The sequence below is a fragment of the Pseudoalteromonas atlantica genome, assembly GCA_007988745.1.
In the GTDB taxonomy this organism is placed as follows: Bacteria; Pseudomonadota; Gammaproteobacteria; order Enterobacterales; family Alteromonadaceae; genus Pseudoalteromonas; species Pseudoalteromonas atlantica.
Genome location: BJUT01000066.1, coordinates 1 through 19,389, shown reverse-complemented (window position 1 = coordinate 19,389; position 19,389 = coordinate 1). Strand labels below are relative to the sequence as shown.

General features: G+C 41.8%; 13 protein-coding genes. 8 read left to right on the top strand and 5 right to left on the bottom strand.

The window, feature by feature from the left end; all coding sequences use genetic code 11:
• Nucleotides 1-3,429: retention module-containing protein (locus PAT01_RS18070; RefSeq protein ID WP_186807307.1), on the bottom strand; the 3,429-nt coding region annotated here is incomplete at its 3' end.
• Between the two features lie 224 nt (nucleotides 3,430-3,653).
• On the opposite strand from PAT01_RS18070, the gene PAT01_RS18065 reads away from it, so the two are divergent.
• The 4 genes from PAT01_RS18065 to PAT01_RS18050 are packed head-to-tail and all read left to right on the top strand — an operon-like array spanning nucleotide 3,654 to nucleotide 9,848.
• Nucleotides 3,654-5,627, top strand: a complete 1,974-nt coding sequence (locus tag PAT01_RS18065) for a TolC family outer membrane protein (protein WP_154945947.1) — start codon at nucleotides 3,654-3,656, stop codon at nucleotides 5,625-5,627.
• A 53-nt stretch (nucleotides 5,628-5,680) separates the two neighbouring features.
• Complete coding sequence (locus PAT01_RS18060; protein WP_024033056.1) at nucleotides 5,681-7,819, top strand: type I secretion system permease/ATPase; 2,139 nt, start codon at nucleotides 5,681-5,683, stop codon at nucleotides 7,817-7,819.
• A complete protein-coding gene (locus tag PAT01_RS18055; protein ID WP_154945946.1) occupies nucleotides 7,816-9,237 on the top strand; it encodes an HlyD family type I secretion periplasmic adaptor subunit in 1,422 nt (473 codons plus the stop codon). The genes PAT01_RS18060 and PAT01_RS18055 overlap by 4 nt, the downstream gene beginning before the upstream one ends.
• Nucleotides 9,238-9,260: 23 nt before the next feature.
• Nucleotides 9,261-9,848 (top strand): LuxR C-terminal-related transcriptional regulator, encoded by a 588-nt coding sequence (locus PAT01_RS18050; RefSeq protein ID WP_024033058.1) that lies wholly within the window; start codon nucleotides 9,261-9,263, stop codon nucleotides 9,846-9,848.
• A gap of 134 nt (nucleotides 9,849-9,982) precedes the next feature.
• Here the strand turns inward: PAT01_RS18050 and PAT01_RS18045 are convergent, their stop codons facing one another.
• From PAT01_RS18045 to PAT01_RS18035, 3 genes are all read right to left on the bottom strand, one after another.
• Nucleotides 9,983-11,941: a bifunctional diguanylate cyclase/phosphodiesterase gene (locus PAT01_RS18045; protein ID WP_154945945.1), complete on the bottom strand. Its 1,959-nt coding sequence runs from the start codon at nucleotides 11,939-11,941 to the stop codon at nucleotides 9,983-9,985.
• On the bottom strand, nucleotides 11,941-12,648 hold the full coding sequence (locus PAT01_RS18040) for a transglutaminase-like cysteine peptidase (RefSeq protein ID WP_024033060.1): 708 nt from the start codon (nucleotides 12,646-12,648) through the stop codon (nucleotides 11,941-11,943). Before PAT01_RS18040 ends, PAT01_RS18045 begins: the two co-directional genes overlap by 1 nt.
• Nucleotides 12,649-13,009: 361 nt before the next feature.
• On the bottom strand, nucleotides 13,010-13,465 hold the full coding sequence (locus tag PAT01_RS18035) for an LPP20 family lipoprotein (protein WP_096041337.1): 456 nt from the start codon (nucleotides 13,463-13,465) through the stop codon (nucleotides 13,010-13,012).
• Nucleotides 13,466-13,594: 129 nt separating this feature from the next.
• Between PAT01_RS18035 and PAT01_RS18030 the strand changes: the two genes are divergently transcribed.
• On the top strand, nucleotides 13,595-14,788 hold the full coding sequence (locus tag PAT01_RS18030; RefSeq protein ID WP_054982963.1) for a flagellar assembly protein FlgT: 1,194 nt from the start codon (nucleotides 13,595-13,597) through the stop codon (nucleotides 14,786-14,788).
• On the opposite strand, the gene PAT01_RS18025 is transcribed toward PAT01_RS18030, so the two are convergent.
• Nucleotides 14,785-15,675 carry a LysR substrate-binding domain-containing protein gene (locus tag PAT01_RS18025; RefSeq protein WP_186807306.1) on the bottom strand — a complete coding sequence of 297 codons (891 nt, stop codon included), beginning with the start codon at nucleotides 15,673-15,675 and terminating at the stop codon, nucleotides 14,785-14,787. The genes PAT01_RS18030 and PAT01_RS18025 overlap by 4 nt on opposite strands.
• A 109-nt stretch (nucleotides 15,676-15,784) precedes the next feature.
• Here PAT01_RS18025 and PAT01_RS18020 point away from each other — a divergent pair, with 109 nt between their 5' ends.
• From PAT01_RS18020 to PAT01_RS18010, 3 genes are all read left to right on the top strand, one after another.
• Nucleotides 15,785-16,513: a glutathione peroxidase gene (locus PAT01_RS18020; protein WP_138579905.1), complete on the top strand. Its 729-nt coding sequence runs from the start codon at nucleotides 15,785-15,787 to the stop codon at nucleotides 16,511-16,513.
• Nucleotides 16,514-16,595: 82 nt separating this feature from the next.
• On the top strand, nucleotides 16,596-18,044 hold the full coding sequence (locus PAT01_RS18015; protein ID WP_154945944.1) for a dihydrolipoyl dehydrogenase: 1,449 nt from the start codon (nucleotides 16,596-16,598) through the stop codon (nucleotides 18,042-18,044).
• Nucleotides 18,045-18,362: 318 nt separating this feature from the next.
• Nucleotides 18,363-19,295, top strand: a complete 933-nt coding sequence (locus PAT01_RS18010) for an exopolyphosphatase (protein ID WP_154945943.1) — start codon at nucleotides 18,363-18,365, stop codon at nucleotides 19,293-19,295.
• The last annotated feature ends 94 nt before the right edge of the window (nucleotides 19,296-19,389 follow it).

Genomic DNA, 19,389 nt, shown 5'->3' with positions numbered 1-19,389 from the left:
GGGTGTGGTGTCGTTTGTATCACCCACGGAATCAATTACTACTGTAGGCGCTGCAGTATCTATGACGCCTGTAGTTGTGGCTGGGGCTTCATTTCCAGCTGCATCAGTGGCTGTGGCCGTTATTGTAAACTCCCCCTCAGCAATTGCAGTCGTCGCACCTACTTGCCAAGAACCATCTTCTGCGACAACTGCCGTCAAGGTTTGCGAATCACCATTAGAGTCTGTTATTAATACAGTGATCAAGCTACCTGGCTCTACATCAGTTGTGGTACCACTAAATACAGGTGTTGAATCGTTAGAGTCAGTAAAGTCATTTACACTAATAGTTGGTGCGGTTAAATCTATAGTGCCAGTTTGTGAGTCTTGCGCGCTATTACCAGCACTATCACTTACATTTGCCACCACACTAAACTCACCCTCAGCTAATGCTTGTGGGACATCTATACTCCATGTGCCATCACCATTTATAGCAGTGACAAATTGCTGCTCAGCGCCAGCATCATCAGTCACAATCACTGTAACCACACTACCCGCTGCTAAACCTTGAGTAGAGCCGCTTATAGTAGGCGTTGTATCGTTTGTATCACCAATATTATCTATAGTTACGCTAGGTGCGGTTAAATCTATGGTGCCAGTAACCGTCGCTGTACTGCTATTACCTGCTTCGTCACTTACACTTGCAGTAACTGTAAAGTCACCTTCGCTAAGCTCATTAAGTATATCGGCGCTATAGCTTCCATCGGCATTAGTAACCGCTGTAATAGTTTGTTGATTACCGTCACTATCGCTTATTAATAAGGTAACCTCAGTACCTTGGGGTACATCTACTACGCTACCTGTCACACTCGGTGTTGTATCGTTTGTATCTGTAATTGGGTTAATAGTAATCGCAGGATCAGTTAAATCAATTTCCCCTACTTCAGTAGCAGAGGCTGTATTGCCAGCAGCATCGGTTACTGTTGCAACCACCGTAAATTGACCCTCTACCAACTCCTCGGTTGCTTCGATTGACCACGACCCATCAGCATTTGTGGTTACTTGCACAGTTTCTGTTGCGCCATCGCTGCCTGTAAAGGTAACAGTAACAACCGCACCTGCGTCAACATCTTGCGTAGTACCGCTAATTGTTGGAGTGGTATCATTAGTATCAATAATAAAATTAATACTTACGGTTAAATCTACATTACCGACCGTACTTGCTTGTGCCTCATTACCCGCATCGTCTATAACGGCTGCAACTACGGTAAAATCCCCTTCAGGCAGAGGCTCTGTAACTTGAGCGCTCCAAGAACCATCTTCTTGCGTGACCGCTAAAAGATTAAAAGTACTGCCATCACTTGCGGTAATCGTTAGGGTTATAGTGGTACCAGCAGGCACGTTACCGGTATTACCACTTAAAAATGGCGTGGTATCATTTGTATCTGCAATAGAGTCAATTTGAATAGAAATAGGGGCAAATGTAACTTCACCACTTGTTTGCGCGGATGCTTCGTTACCCGCAGGGTCACTCACTGTCGCGGTAACACTAAACTCTCCGCCAGGAATAGCGTTGGGCGATTCAACACTCCACGTGCCATCAGCCTCAAGTGTCGTGGTTAAGGTTTGTATATTACCGTCGCTATCGGTTACTAAAACAGTAATTAAAGAGCCCTCTGGTGCCCCTTCAACACGGCCTACAAAAGTAGGCGTTGTGTCATTAGTGTCTGCAATGGCCGTAACCGTTATCTCAGGACTAGTTAAATCAACTAACCCTTGCTCTACAGCTTGTGCTTCATTACCTGCAGTGTCGGTCACGGTTGCATTAACTTCAAACTCACCTTGTGCTAAAGGTGTAGAAACACTTACAGACCAGCTGCCATCATCATTTGTTTGCGTTAACAGCGTTTGAACTTGCCCATTAATATCAGTAATAACCACGGTAATTACCGAGCCTGCTGGCACATCTTGCGCAGAGCCAGTAATAATTGGGGTTGTATCTTGCGTATCGGCAATCGCATTAATTTCTACAATTGGCGCCGTTAAGTCAATAACTCCAACATCACTTGCAAGTGCTTGGTTGCCTACGCTATCACTCACCTGCGCATCAACAGTAAAGTCACCTTCTGGTAGTGCCACACCCACATCAACAGCCCAACTACCATCTTCATCGGTAATGGCTGTTAAAAGCTGCACTTCGCCTGCACTGTCGGTTACTGTGATTGTTACTTCAGTACCTTGTGGCACACCGGTTGTAGTACCGGTTAATGGCGGCGTAGCATTATTAGTTTCACCCGCTACTGTAACTGTAATTTCTGGAGCGGTTAAATCAATACTCGCAACAGCTTGGTCAATTGCTTGGTTACCAGCGGCATCAACTGCTACTGCGTTAACATTAAACTCCCCTTCTGCTAAAGGCGATGTAGTGGTAATACTCCAATTACCTTGTGCATCAACTTGTGTAACAATTGTTTGTTGTGTGCCTGTGCTATCGGTAAGAGTTACAGAGACGTTGTCGCCAGTATTCAAACCCGCTACCGACCCCGTAACCGTTACTGTTTGAGATGCAGAGTCTGCAACAGGGTCAATATTAATTACTGGCGCGGTGGTGTCTATTTCAATAGAAATAGCATCGTTAAACGCATTACCATCTGGATCGGTGGCTTCTACAACTACGCTCACGGGTCCATCGGCTATCGGGTTAGGCAATGTAATTTCAAACGTGCCATCAGGGCCAATAACCGCACTTACTACTTGAGAGTTACCATTTTCATCTGTCACAGTAATATTCACTGTTTCACCCACTAAGTTTTCACTTGTACCACTAATTGTTGGCTGAGATGAATTAGTTAAACCTACCTCATTTAATGATATAGACGCGGTGCCATCATCAGGAACTACCCCATCAGAGGTGTCGCGAATATTTAGCGCTTCTGTAGAATCAGGATCAAAGCTTGAATCAAATGCAACGCTATTAGGGTTAACTCCCTCCGCAATACGTGTAAGCTGAACAAATGAGCTTCCTCCACCAGAGCCCGCACCACCAGCACCACCTGCGGCCGTTGCTTCTAAATTATCTAAAATATCACCATCGCCCTCTAAGGCATCTAAAAAGTCAGTAACATCAGAATTAGCCGCCGTTTGGCCATCGTTATTATCTGTTTGTTCTAAGCTTGCAATGGCCGCATCTAGGCTTTCGTCAAACACTGTGGTTTCGCTGCTATCGCGGGTTTCTTGTGCTAATAAATCAGGGGTGATCTTTACGTTTTGATTAGCAGGAATCGACAGTGTTTCTCCTTGCACATCAATTGTTAGCGATGAATTATCGGCGGTAACCACTAAATCGCCCACAGTAATAGTATCGCCCACTTCAAGTGGCTTAATTGTGCCATCTTCTAAAACAACACCAGCAGACCCTTTTAAGTCTATTACTAATAATTGATTAGATTCCATTTTACTTACCTCAAACATAAGAATTAAAAACTATTAATTAAAATGTAGAACAGCAAAACGCATTAGATACTGTACTCAAGTACAGTTTTTAAAAAAACATTAAAAATAAAAAAGTGGTAGATAATAAATTTTATGCTAGCCAAAACGATTATTTGCGAAAAGTGCATTTATTGACTAAACCATAAGGTAGGTATTGATAGCCTAAGTAACCCTAAGAGGAAGAAATGATTACAAAAAATACTTTACTAAAGCAAAAAGGAAAGCTGCTTATAGGTATAACGCTAAGTGCGCTTGGCGCAACTAACGTGGTAAAAGCCGATGACAGCTCTGTGGCACCGCTTACATACGTCACCAGTAAAGCAATTGAAAATAATCCAGAGGTACAACAAGCATGGCATACATTTAAATCCTCAATTTATGGCGTAGATGCAGCCCGCTCAGGCTACCTACCTAGCGTTGATGTATCTGCCAGCGCAGGTTATGAGCGCCGAAACTACGGTATAGAAGACGAATACAACCGCAACACTGCAGAGCTTAGTGTTACTCAAATGCTTTACGACGGGTTTAGAACATCTAACACCGTTGAAAGGTTTGAGCGTATTCAGCTCATTCGGTATTTTGAATTACTCTCACAAACAGAGCAAACTGCATTAGATGCATCTATTGCATTTTTAGATGTGCAAAAATTTAAAGAACTTGTGACACTCGCTGAAGAAAACCTGCAAGAGCACGAGTCTGTATACCAACAAATTGAACAAAGTGTAGGAGCCGGTGTTGCCCGAGCAGCAGATCTAGAGCAAATTAGCGGGCGCTTATCGCTAGCGCAATCTAATGTGCTCACCGAGTACGCTAACCTGCACGATGTAACCGCGCGTTATTTAAGAGTTGTTGGCGAGCTACCCGTTAATGATATAAAACAAGCCAAATTAGATGAGCAAAACGTGCCCATTTCTATTAACCAAGCGCTTGATATAGCCTATAAAAACAGCCCTGCTTTTTACGCATCGCTTTATAATATAGAGGCGCAAGAAGCCAACGCTCAGGCACAAAAGGCAGCGTTTCATCCAAACGTAGACTTATCTGCCCGTTACGGCACACAAGACAGAGACGAGCTAGGTTTAAACGAAACAAGAACCGAAGCACGGGTAGGTATAGACATAACCTATAACCTGTACAACGGGGGCCTAGATAGCGCCAACCTTGAACAAGCATACCAAGATGTAAATATTGCCAAGTATCAACGCGATCAAGCTTGTGTTGATATTCGTCAAAGCCTACAAATTGCCTATCATAATGTGAACAATATAGAGCAAAAGCTACCCACGCTTGAAAGCTATAAAAACTCGTCAAACAGAGTAAAAATAGCCTACCGAGACCAATTTGATATTGGCCAACGCACCTTGCTTGATGTACTTGACGCTGAAAACGAAGCATTTCAATCTAACCGCTCGTACATTGTTGCTCAATACGATAGACAAACAGCCATTTTAACTATGCTTAACGAAATGGGTAAACTATTGCCAGCTCTAAATGTTATGTCTGACAAGTACCCAACATTAACAGAGTTAACAGATGACCCAATCGTGCATAACGCACAAAATATATGCCCAAGTTACGATGTAGCTGCCACCTTTAAACGCAAAGCTTTTTTACAAAAAAAAGCCAAGCAAGATAACGCCTACATGAGCGTTACAGCTATGCCTAGGTATTTAGAAATGCCACCAGAGACCCCTAGCGCATCGAGTTTTGCAGATGACGATAACGACGGCGTACCTAACGAGCAAGACACTTGCCCAAGCACCCCAGCGAGAACAAATGTAGATCTGTCCGGGTGTACTTTGTATGACCAAGCGACCGACTCAGTTGAAATAGGCATTCCCTTTTCAGCCGACTCAAGCCAAGTGCGCCCAGAGTACTTGCAAGAGGTAGAAAAGCTCGCGGAGTTTTTAAAAAATAACCCTGACAAAAAGGTAGAGATCCAAGGTCACGCCTCATTAGATGGCGATAGAAAATACAACCGCAAACTTTCAGAGCAACGCGCCTTTGCCGTAGCACAATTACTTATTGAGCAATTTGGTATAGCGCCTAATCGTGTTCAATCATTTGGTTATGGTATTGATCAGCCACGCGTTAATGAAATTTCGGTACGTGCTAATGCGGCAAACCGCCGTATTGAGGCGGTTATTACCGATAGTTAAGAGGTGCTTAAAACAAATAAATTTAAAATGTTTTACATAACATTGGATGGTATATGGAATTAAATGATGTACTTGATCATGGCGGCGCACTGGTAGATTGCCTTGCAGTATTGTGCCGTTTTCATGATAAAGATTTTTCAAGGGAGGCCTTATTAAATGGCCTCCCACTAACAGATGGAAACTTAACGCCTTCAGGGTTTGCACGTGCTGCAAAACGTGTGGGCTTTAAATCAAAAGTTGTAAATAAGCCTCTTAATCAAATTAATACTGCTTTACTACCCGCCATTATTATTTTAAATAATAACCAAGCGTGCGTGGTAACCGCTATTGATAACCAAAAACAAACAGCGCAAGTTACTTACCCCGAGCTAACCGAGTCTGTTGTAGAAGAAGACCTAGAACAGTTAATTGAAAAATCAACAGGTTTAATTATTTATGCTCATCCAGAGTTTATGTTTGATGAGCGCTCCCCGGTGCTTGAAAAGCTCTCTAAAGACGGCTGGTTTTGGGGCGTAATAAAAGAATGCCGCGCACTGTACAAAGACGTCATAATCTCCGCCATTGCATTAGGCGTTTTGTCTGTTGCCATGCCTTTATTTGTAATGAATGTATATGACCGCGTAGTTCCTAACCATGCAACAGAAACCCTCTGGGTTTTAGCCATCGGTATTTTAATAGCACTGACCGCCGACTTTGTACTGCGCTTAGTACGCAGCTACTTTGTAGAGCTTGCGGCAAGTCGGATAGATGTAAAAGTGTCTGCGGTTATTATGGAGCGCGTACTTGGTATGAAGCTTAAAAATAGGCCCTCATCAGCGGGGTCATTTGCGAGTAACATACAATCGTTTGAAGCCGTACGTAACTTTTTTAGTTCAATAACCTTGGTTGCGCTGGTTGATTTACCCTTTGTTGCTATATACCTAATTGTTATTGCAATAATAGGTGTACCGCTAAGCCTACCCATTATCGCAGGTGCCCTAATACTTTTAAGTTATGGCATAGCAGCCCACAGAAAACTTGAAGCGCTGTCAGAGCAAACCATGAAAGCAAGCTCAATGCGCAACTCCATACTTGTAGAAAGCTTAACCAACATTGAAGATGTAAAAAGTTTTCACAGCGAATGCAAAACCCAATCAACATGGGAAAAATCAACTATTTATATTGCTCAGGTTAATGCGCAAAGTCGCTTAATCTCAAGCTCAATCTCTAATAGCGCAGCGTGGATACAACAATGTGTTGGCGTGATCATTATGATCATCGGTGTTCATTTAGTTATTGAAGGCGAGCTCACGCAAGGGGGATTAATAGCCGCTTACTTACTTTCATCGCGGGCAATGGGGCCGCTTGGGCAATGCGCCGCCGTACTCGCGCAATATCATCATGCTGCTATTGCTATGCAATCGCTTAACGAAATAATGGAGAAAGACGTTGAACGCCCGCCAAATAAACATTGGTTAAGCCACCCCGTATTAAACGGCGAAATAGAATTTAAAGACGTATGCTTTAAGTATGAAGACGACGCGGCCGATGCGCTTAGTAATATTAGTTTTAAAATAAAAGCGGGCGAAAAAGTGGCTATTTTAGGGCGCAATGGTTCGGGTAAAAGCACCCTCGAAAAACTTATTTTAGGCCTTTATGACCCAACCGCAGGCTCCGTAATGGTCGATAACAACAATATACAACAAATAGACCCCGCAGAACTTCGTCATAACATAGGGTACGTGCCCCAAAATATAGCATTGTTTTTTGGTAGCTTAAAAGACAACCTCACTATTAGCGCATGGCATGCTAAAGATGAGCAAATTATTAGCGCATGCGAAAAAAGCCAGTTATTCGAGTTAATCAACTCTCACCCCGATGGGTTTGACCTACAAGTTGGTGAGCAAGGTCGCTTGCTATCTGGCGGCCAAAAACAAGCAATTGGTATAGCGCGCGCATTAATAAACGACCCTCCTATTATGCTGTTAGATGAGCCTACCTCATCGCTTGATCACAATAGTGAAAATAAAATTATTCAAAATTTAAAAACCGCCACCCAAGACAAAACCTTAATTGTAGTTACTCACCGCTCGTCTTTACTTTCGTTGGTTGATCGCATCATCGTGCTCGATAACGGAAAAATAGTTGCCGATGGGCCTAAACAAAAAGTAATTGCCGCACTGAATAACCAAACAGTGGAGCAAGCATCATGAGTGACAATAAAAAGCCACTAGAGCAGCGCTCTTTTGAATCGGTAAGTAAAGCAATAGAAGCACGTAAAAAAGGTAAGCCTTCAATCTTTAATCGCTTATTTAAAGGCTGGCTTTCGCCTCCTGAATCACAAGATTGGGTAGTCGATGCGCAGTGGGAAAAAATGCAGCAAGAGCCTGCCAGCGCACGTTTTTTGTTATACCTCATTTGCATTGCATTTATTTTGCTTACAATTTGGGCAGGCTTTGCGCCACTCGATGAGGTAGCCCGTGGTGAAGGACGCGTTATCCCATCAAATAAATTACAGTTAGTGCAATCTTACGATGGCGGTATGGTAGAAAAAATAAACATTCGAGAAGGGCAAATTGTTGAAGAAGGTGACGTATTAATAAAAATCGACCCTACTCGGTTTATTTCAAGCTTTAGAGAAAACCAATCTAAAGTGCAATCACTCACTGCAAAAGTAGCCAGGTTACAAGCCCTTACCAGAAAAGAAGATCTCGTTTTTCCTGATGAGCTTGTTAAGCAAGTACCCGAGGCGGTCGCTCATGAGCGCTCAATATATTTAAGTAATCGCCAAGAATTAGAGCAGCAAGTGGCAATTCATAAACGCCAGCTAGAGCAACGCAGACAAGATCACATTGAAGCAAAAGCCGCTTTGCAACAACACACAAGCGCTCTAAGGCTAAGTAATCGTGAGCTGCAAGTAACACGCCCACTGTTAAGAACTGGTGCTGTATCTGATATAGACATCATTAGGTTAGAACGTGAAATAGTTGATTTAAACGGCGAAATAAACCGCACTAAAGCCGTTATTAACCGGAGTTTATCGGCTATCAACGAAGCTAAAAACAAAGTAACAGAAGTCGAACTTGCGATGATCAACCGCTGGAACAACGAGCTTTCGGAGGCATTGCTGCGTTTAGAGTCGATTAAAGAAACCGAATCAGGGCTTGCCGACAAAGTGGCCCAAACTGAGATCAAATCACCGGTTAAAGGCACGGTACAACGTTTATTGGTTAATACCGTAGGCGGCATTTTACAACCCGGCAGTGACGTTTTAGAAATAGTCCCTTTAGACGATCAACTTATTGTTGAGGCAAAAATACCGCCTAAAGATATTGCCTTTTTACGCCCAGGGCAGCCCGCCATGATTAAATTTAGCGCCTATGATTTTGCGGTATACGGCGGACTAGAAGCCGAGGTACTGCATATAAGTGCAGATACAATTACCGACGACAGAGAAAATACTTTTTATTTAGTGCAATTAAAAACCACTAAAAATAACTTTTCAGAAGACTTGACTATAATTCCAGGAATGACCACACAAGTGGATATTATTACTGGTAAAAAAACCGTCTTGGAATATTTACTTAAACCCGTACTCAGAGCTACATCGCAAGCAATGACAGAACGCTAAACTGAATTTATTGGAGTAAATTAATGCGTCAAAGTATATTTATTACACAACCCGAACTTGAATCGAGCCACTGGCGAAGTGCGTTTGCAGGTTGTGTAATATGCACCAAAGAACCAAAACAAATTAATGCATCAAGTATTATATGGGTTCTGGCGGGCACTTCGGGATGGCTTGAACTGGTAAAAAAATATGCCCAAAAACGCTTACCGGTTATTGTAATGACCACAAATCTAGAAATAGAGGAACTTAGAGCAGCCCTGCAAGCGGGCGCAAGAGGCTATGTAGAAGCACTTGCATCTAAAGTAATATTACAACAGGTACTTGAGACTATTTGCTCAGGCGGCCTGTGGTTACCTGGGCAGCTACTATCTAATATTGTTGGGGCACTAAGTCAGCAGCAAATAAATTACACCCAAGCCTGCGATATTCAAAGCTTAACTAAACGCGAACGCCAAGTTGTTGATATAGTTATAACAGGGGCAACCAATAAACAAGCCGCTGAGTCACTTAATATTACAGAGCGGACAATTAAAGAGCACATGAGCTCAATTTTCACTAAGTTAAAAGTGCGTGACCGTATACAACTTATGTTAGCCGTTAAAGGTAACTAACCTAGGCTAGAATAACAAAACCTTCGCCAGTTATAGTTAACCTAATAAACAAAGGCTTATAGGTTAAATACTAAATTGCATTTACCTATTCGTCGCCATTGTTAAACCGCTCCCCTTTTAATTAAAGAGTCGCTTTACGACTCTTTAATTACCCCATCAAAACCAAGATTAACCAGTGTATCTATATCGTCTTGGCTTGTTACGCCCTGCGCGACCACTTTAATACCAATAGAATGCGCTAATGTGCAAACACCGCGTAAGAAGGTTTGATTGTCTTGGCTGTAACTAATGTTATGCGCGTAAATGCTGTCTATTTTAAGCATTTCTAAGCCAAATTCTTGAATGTTCTTAATCTTAGTAAATTCAGGTCCCACACGTTTAAGTGCCACTTTAGCGCCCATACAACGCACCTGCTCACAAAATTCCTTAAATATATCCTTTTCGTTTACGACAATGTTTTCGCGTATATCAAAACATATATTTTTTGCCAAACCAGGAAAGGCTGACACATAGGTTAATACCGAGGCAAGCGCGGTATCATCCATTAATGTTTGCGCCGAAAGCTCTACAGCAATCAATTCATTTGGCGGCGCTTCACCGTACTGTTTAACAATTTGCTTGATTAAACTCCAATCCAAACGCGCTAATAGGTTTAAGCGATTAGCCCATTGATAGTAGTAGCTGGATTTATAATGTTGGCCGCCAAATTCTAAACTTAAACTAAGCTGGTGCTGCAACAAGGTGTCGTTAAAACCCATAACCTCTAAACAATTTAACTGTATAGTTTTTTGCTCAAGCGCATCCTCAATAGCCTTTTGCCAGCCAGTAGAGTCATCAAAAATTTCACTCTTTTGTTTATTATCAATGACTTTTGCTTGCACCCCAGGTTTGTTACCTGCTGTTTTTAGTAAACCATCTACACGGCGTAATAAATCAAAGCGGGTGTCATTTTTCTCTATGTAGGTACAACTGTGTACAATGGCCAAATCAATATTTTTGTATTCATCAACAATCGATTTATGCAGTGCGGTTATTTGCTCGCTAAGCGCCTGAATATCATCAGTATCGCTAAACAACACAGTAAAGTCGGTATGTGATATACGCGCAATATAGTTTTCTGAAAAGTGCGCCTGATTCGACTCTAAAAACTGTGTTAACACCTGAGAAAAACGGCGTAAAAAGTTAACCATTTCTACACGGCTAATCGATTCACTTATTTTATCTAAATTAACCACCCTAAATAAAAACAAAGCACCATGGGCATGATCTTTCACTTTTTGTAAATGAGCCTCTAATGTGGCACTAAAATACTCTCGATTGGCAAGCCCTGTTAGCTCATCGTGCTGGGCTTTAAAACGCAACTCCTCTAAGCGTTTATTATCTTCTTTTATAATGCGACTAAACCGTGTCGATAATAAATTCATCGACTGCACAAGGCGTGCAAACTCAAAGGTTTTTGGCACTTTTGATTTAATAAAACGCTTATCGCCAAAGGCGTTAGCTTGGTACACCACATCATCAAGTGGCGTTAAAATTCTACGTAATAAATACGCACTTATGGCACAGGCAAAAAAGGCCACCACTAAAAAGCTAAAAAACAGTTTAAGGGCGCTTTCCCACAACGCTTGCTCAGCATATTGACTGTGGCTTTCAACAAATAAGGTGCCAAATTGCTGCCAACCGTTGTTAACCTGCCCTACACCTGGCTGAACATTTAGCCCATATACCGCTCTAAACCAAGCTGGTGCGGTATTTTCTAACGTGTCGGTAAATACGCGCTTTACAATAACCTCACCATTTGGGTCTTGCAGTTCTATGCGTTTGTAGTGGCCGGTATCAAAAGTGGCCGACACTAACAGCTCAAGCTCTACAGGGTCTTTTTCAAGCTGACTAATCATCAGCGCCAAAGAGCTAGCATTATCAACATTTTTTAAATACAGCTGCGTAGAAAAATAGTCTCTAGCAGAGTTAGTACTAATTAAAACGCTACTTATAAAGCCAACAAAAATCACCACCAGCAAGGTGATCCACAGCTCTTGCCTAAGAGTGATTTTTCTTTTTTTGAAAAACTTAAATAAGGAAAATGACGCCATTACCACATAACCCCTTCTTGTGATGTCTGCTCCAAAATTTTACGCCAACGCGATAGCCTTGCTGTCGGGCTGGCTACACTTTTAGTCGAGTTATTTGCCCATAAACCTTGGCTGTTAAAACTAAATACCGGGCTTAAATCAACGCGTTTTGCTGCAGGTAACACTTTTGTTATTAAACTATCTAAAATAAGCGGCTGAGCATTAGGCGTAGCAAAGTAGCCTAATACCATGTGTGCTTGTGTTTTGTTTGTACCAGCAAGCTTAGCTTTTACATATATAAGCCTAAGCTTGTCGTCGCTTACGCCTAAGGCGCGTAAACTAATGTATTTAGCAATGGCATAATCTTCACAATCACCTAAACCACGGCCAAGGGTTTCTAATGGTGTAGCCCAATAGTCGTTTTGCTTCCAAAGCTGTATATCGGTTTGGTATCGAAGATTGCGTGCAAAAAAGTCGTTAACAATTAAAATTTGTTGTTGTTCTGGTTTATTTTGGGTGCGCACCAGCATAGTTTGCCAATTACGCGCTACAGTGACTCGCGCAGGGCCATATTTTTGCCCCATTAATTCTATAAAGGTATTAAATTGAATAGTTAAACGGCTCGCAAACACGCCGCTTGAAAGTAAAAAAAATAGCAGTAAATAGCGCAAATTGCTTTTGCACCAAAAAAATAGCTTATTTGAGGAAAGAGTGGGCCTAAGTGTCATTCACAGCCCAAAAAAAGAAAAATTAAAAACATACACCAAACGCTACACTACTTGTTCAAATATTATTCGTAACAACAGCATAGCACTCAATATAAAAGGATGAGATATTTTGTATGTGTTTTTTTACTAGATTTAAATTTTAACTCGGTCATTTCAACATTGCTTAATACATTAACTAACGTATTGAACCATCGTTGTATTTAAAGCTGATTTATCAAACCCTAGATTTACAGAAAAACGCTCCCGTAAATAGCAAAGTTATGTATTGCTGTACGAGTATATTCCACGCGCTTAACGCTAAAACCAGCCGTTAAAATAGCAGCTTAATGTAGCTTTACTATTTAAAGTACTGGCCAGTTACTTAGTAGTAGGTCACTTTTTTAACTTCACGCGGCTTAATTTCACCTATATATAAGTCGTGCACGCGCTTCATGTTTAGCTCAAGCTCGGTAACGTATACATCGTCAACTGAGTAAGTTTTAATAATTTGCGCACCTTTAATTATGCCCTGCACTTTACTTTCCATGTAATCGTTTTGAGCAATAGCACCTGCTACAGACGTGCCCGCTGTAATTTTTTGCCCATAAACTTGCTCAGTCAGTTCACGGTACGCCTCAAGCTTAGAGGCCTTAATTGCCATTAATTGCTTTTGTGATTTATTAGCCCCTTGCTGCAAGCTAATAGGAGCATAACCAACCGCTTTAAGTATGGGATAATTATTTGGCTCTACATATTTGTACTCAACATGTTTATCAAACACGTTGCTGCAACCGGCAAGGCTAAGGCCTGCTAAAGTAAGTAATATAATTGCACGCATTTATTTGCACCCTTTAAACTAATTGCGCAAATAAATGCAGGTTTAATGCCATTTGTTATAAAGTCCTCATATTGGTGCAGTCCTTGCTTAGCTAAAGCGTAATTAACTAATTTTATGTGGAGTACCAGTATGAACACGTTTTTATCATCACTATTTGCAGGTGTTACTAGCGCAGCATTATTAACGTTTTCTACCAGTACTTACGCACAATGGTTTGAATCTACCGGCCATGCACAAATACAAAATGGCGACATAAGCAGTGCTAAATCGGCCGCAATTAAAGATGCAATTACACAAGCATTAGTGTTTTCTGGCGCCCGGGTTAGCTCGGTACAAACCTTAGTAGACGGCGTGCTAACGCAAGATCAGCTAAAAATTAGTAGCCACGGCGAAATACAAAAAATAGAGCTGGTGAGCGAGCAACGCCAAAATCAACAATTTGCCATTACGCTTAGGCTTGATGTATTTGCCCAAACAGAGCAATGCCCACAAAGTAACTTTAATAAATTTGTTGCTGTAACCCAAAGCCAGCTTGTTCATCGTGAGCATGCCTTAATGGGTCAAATATTTGACGTAAATAAAGCCATTAGTAAAAAGTTATTTAGCGCTTTGCAAAGCACAAAAATGAGCGCCCTGCCCGTTGCTTACTACAATAAAGCAATTAATGTAGACAATTACTTTAATCAGCAGCACGACTACTCAAATGCACAACTAGAAGAGCTTTCAGCCAGAAGCAACGCGCAATATGTTTTATTAAGCCAAATAACCAATTTAGCGCCAAGCGATAAACTCAACAACGACTACGCCTTTTGGCAAGACGAAACCTACCAGCGCAGCTACGCTATTGAGTTTATGTTGTTTGATGGCACCACGTACGAACAATTATGGCAAAACAGCTATCATACCCAAGCTGTATGGCCATTTGAAAAAACAGCCATAGTTGATGTAAATAGTGATAGGTTTTGGCAATCACCTTTTGGGCAAAGTATTAGCGATATAAATCAAACGGTCAGTTACGATATACAAGCGGCTATGGCGTGTTTTCCTACTAAAGGAAAAATAATGCACATGGAAAACAACAAATTGGTGATAAACCTAGGCAAAGATCATGGCCTTAAAAAAGGCCAGCTATTAAGCATTGCGCACCATAACTACTTAACCGATGCACAAGGCAATACTATGCCGCATACCATTACTACGCTTAACACCATTGTGGTTGAGCAACTTTATAAACAAAGCGCAATTGCTGTAAGCCTTAACGACAAGCCTTTGCCTGGGGTACAAATAAACGATGTAGTAGAGGTTGCAAGCCAAGAACGCTAAATAAGCGCCCGCTTTAAATTTGGGTGCTCTGCCAACCACTGGGCTAATTGCTCAACGCCCGCCAAACGTGGGTAGTGTTTTCTGCAAGCAAATACCACATTACGTTGCTGATTAGGAAAAATAGCTAAATAATCAATGCCTACACGCTGTGTACACGCAAGCTTGGGCACAAATGTCACCCCGTCATCTATTGCCACCAGCGCCAATAAAGTTTCTAAACTATTGCCCTGATATTGGTTTGACACATCCACTCCCGCAGCAAAACAAAACTTTTGGGCTTGATCTTTAAAGCAATGACCATCACTTAACATTAATAGGCTACAACTTTGTAAATCGCTTAGCGCTACTTTTTTACGCTTAGATAACGGGTTATCGGTTGAAACAGCAACCATAAAGTCTTCTTTGTACACATTAACCGTATGGTAGTTTTTAAGCTCGGGAACATCGGCCAAAATTGCAAAGTCGAGCTCGCCGTTATCAAGCGCCTCTAGCATAGTCGCTGTTTGCATTTCTATAAACGAAAAGTGGCTATCGCTAAACGCCGCTTTCATAGAGGTCAGTAAAGCGCTGAGTAAGTACGGCGCAATAGTAGGAATAATACCAATTCTTAGCTTACCTTGTAGCGGCCCGTTTGAAGTAGCCGCCAGCTCTTTTAAGATTTCTGTTTGCTCTAAAATAACGTTTATTTGTGTCAACAAACGTTCACCTTGCGCTGTTAATGTAACTTGCTTAGTTGAGCGGTCAAATAAAACAACATTAAGCTCTTGCTCAAGCTTTTTTACTTGCCCACTTAGTGTAGGCTGGCTAACAAAACAGGCATCGGCCGCTTTGCGAAAATGCTTGTGGTGCGCTATTGCTTTTACATACTCTAAATCTTTTAAGTTCAAATTCATCTCCACCTGATAGGCTATACCTATTAGTTTAATACAAACAAACGATTGGAACTATATTTAAATTCTCGCCATAATGGCTCCAACAAATCAAGAGGAACAAACTATGTTAAAGAATATTGAAGGTCAAACAATCCCAAGCGTTACATTTGCAACACGTCAAAACGACGAATGGAAATCAGTAACCACAGACGAAATTTTTACAGGCAGAACCGTTGTTGTGTTTTCACTACCGGGCGCATTTACACCAACCTGTTCATCAACTCACTTACCACGCTACAACGAGTTAGCCGGTGTACTTAAGCAAAATGGCGTTGATGAAATTGTATGTGTATCAGTAAACGATACATTTGTAATGAACGCATGGGCAGAGCATCAAGAAGCGCAAAACATCACATTATTACCTGATGGCAACGGCGAATTTACTGACGGCATGGGCATGTTAGTAGATAAAAACGATTTAGGCTTTGGTAAGCGCAGCTGGAGATACTCTATGCTAGTTAAAGATGGCGTTATCGACAAAATGTTCATCGAACCAGATTTACCAGGCGACCCGTTTGAAGTTTCTGATGCAGACACAATGCTTGACTACATCAACCCAAAACAAACTAAGCCAGAGCCAGTAACCGTATTTACTAAGCCTGGTTGCCCTTTCTGTAAAAAAGCAAAAGAGCTACTAACAGAAAAAGGCTACGCATTTGAAGAAGTTGTTATGGGTGCAGGCGCTACATTAACAAGCCTTAAAGCAATTTCTGGCCGTGACACTGTTCCACAAATATTTATTGGTGGACAACACATTGGCGGCTCAGACGATTTAGAAAAATACTTTGCTTAATTAAGTAAAAAAATAGCAGGGGCGTACGCGCCCCTCTATATCAATCTCATCGCTCAGATTGAAAATAATAAAGGATACCACTATGAAAGAATTACAAACCGATGTTGTTGTTATAGGTGCAGGTACTGCAGGCTTAAGCGCATACCGTAACGCAAAACAATTCACCCCTAACGTTTTAATGATTGAATCAGGCCCGTACGGTACTACCTGTGCACGCGTTGGTTGTATGCCAAGTAAATTACTTATTGCCGCAGCCGAAGCCGCGCATTCAATTGAAATGGCACCTGCATTTGGTGTGCATAGCTCAAAGCCAAGAATAGACGGCAAAGCAGTTATGGCACGTGTTAAAAGCGAACGAGACCGCTTTGCAGGATTCGTAGTAGAAGCCGTAGACGACATTCCTGATGAAGATAAAATTCGTGGCTACGCTAAGTTTTTAGACGCCAACCGCGTACAAATCGACGATGACATCATTATAACTGCTAAGCGTTTTGTTATTGCCACGGGTTCGCGCCCATCATACCCTGGCGTGTTTAATAACTTTGGCGACAAACTTATTATAAACGACGATGTATTTAACTGGGACGACCTACCAGAGTCAGTGGCTGTATTTGGCCCAGGCGTAATAGGCCTAGAAATTGGCCAAGCACTTAGTCGCTTAGGCGTAAACGTAAAATTATTTGGTGTTGGCGGCGCAATTGGCCCACTTACCGACCCAGTAATTAAAGACTATGCAAACACTGTTTTTGCTGAAGAATTTTTTGTAGATACCGACTCAAACGTATCTGACATGATGCAAGTTGGCGATAAAGCTCAGCTTACTTACACCGATAAAGATGGTGCTAAACACACCGAGCAATTTGACTACGTACTTGCAGCCACAGGCCGAGTACCCAACGTAGACAAGCTAGGTTTAGAGAATACCGGCATAGAGCTTGATGAGCGCGGTGTGCCACACGCCGACCCGCACACAATGCAATGTGGTAATTCAAATATATTTATAGCGGGCGATGCCAGCAATATGATCCCCCTGCTACACGAAGCATCTGATCAAGGCACCATTGCCGGTCAAAATGCTGGGCGCTTCCCCGATGTACGCATTGGCCTTCGCCGCGCAAAAATTGCCGCAGTGTTTAGTGACCCACAAATAGCAATGGTAGGCGACAGCTACAAACAAATTACAGACCGCCTAGGTGAATGTGGTTGCTTTGAAATAGGCGAAGTGAGCTTTGAAAACCAAGGCCGCAGCCGAGTAATGCTTAAAAATAAAGGCCACATGCGCGTTTACGCAGAGCAAGGCACAGGCTTATTTTTAGGTGCAGAATTTATTGGCCCACAAGCCGAACACCTTGCTCATTTATTAGCATGGGCTGTGCAAAACAAAATGACCGTACCAGAAATGCTGGATATGCCATTTTACCACCCAGTAATTGAAGAAGGTTTACGCACGGCCCTACGCGATTTAAATGCCAGACTTAAATTTGGCCCTGATATTATTAACAGCTGTATGGAATGCGGACCAGGCGCTTAACTTTTATACAGCAATAAAACAAATACATACTTGCTAACAAAAAGCCAAAACAGTCGTTTTGGCTTTTTTATGCGCTTTTTTAACGCTAATACCCATTGTGTTAAATTATGAGGTATTGATAGCAACAGATAAACAGAGTAATAACAAAGGCATAATTTTCGATAGGCATTTGTTCTACTTAAAAATTTATAACGCCGTTTACGCTTTATTTAGCACGTTAGAATGACTAAATTTTTAATTCGATTGCTATAACCTCTCAAAAATTATTTTAGCTGTTACACTTATTTGATTACTCAATCACAACAAGATGGAAAAGCTATGCCCAATAATAAATTTAGACTAGTCACCCGCAGCGATTTCGACGGCTTAGTATGTGCCGTACTGCTCAAAGACTTAGACCTAATTGATGACATTTTATTTGTACACCCAAAAGACATGCAAGATGGCAAAATAGACATAACTGCAAACGACATTACCACTAACCTACCCTACGTTGCAGGCTGTCATATTGCATTTGACCATCACTTAAGCGAAACCGTACGTAACGCAAGCGATATTAAAAACCATGTAATTGACCCTAAAGCCCCTTCTGCTGCACGCGTTGTTTATGATTATTATGGCGGCGCAGAAAAATTTCCAAACATCAGCACAGACATGATGGAAGCCGTAGATAAAGGCGATGCCGCGCAGTTCTCAAAAGACGAAATACTCAACCCAACAGGCTGGGTATTAATGAACTTTATCATGGATGCACGCACAGGCCTTGGTCGATTCCGCGAGTTTAAAATTTCAAACTACCAATTAATGATGAAGCTAATCGATGCCTGTAAAGATCAAAGCATTGAAGATATTTTAAAAATGGAAGACGTAGCCGAACGCGTTGCGCTATATAACGAGCATAACGAAAAGGCCAAAGAGCAAATAGCACAATGCGCAACCGTGCATAAAAACCTCGTGGTGCTAGATTTAACTCAAGAAGAAACTATTTACGCCACCAACCGCTTTGTTATTTACGCCATGTACCCCGACTGCAATATATCAATTCACAAAATGTGGGGCCTTAAAAAACAAAACGTAGTATTTGCCATAGGTAAATCAATCACTAACCGCAGCTCAAACACCAATGTGGGCGAGTTATGCCTTAAATACGGCGGTGGCGGCCACTTAAACGCCGGCACCTGCCAAGTAGAAACCAGCAAAGCCGAAGCGGTGCTTGATGAGCTGATAGATACTATTACGAGTGATGGTTGAGCTGTAAGCTGTAAGCTGTAAGCTGTAAGCTGTAAGCTGTAAGCTGTAAGCTGTAAGCTGTAAGCTGTAAGCTGTAAGCTGTAAGCTGTAAGCT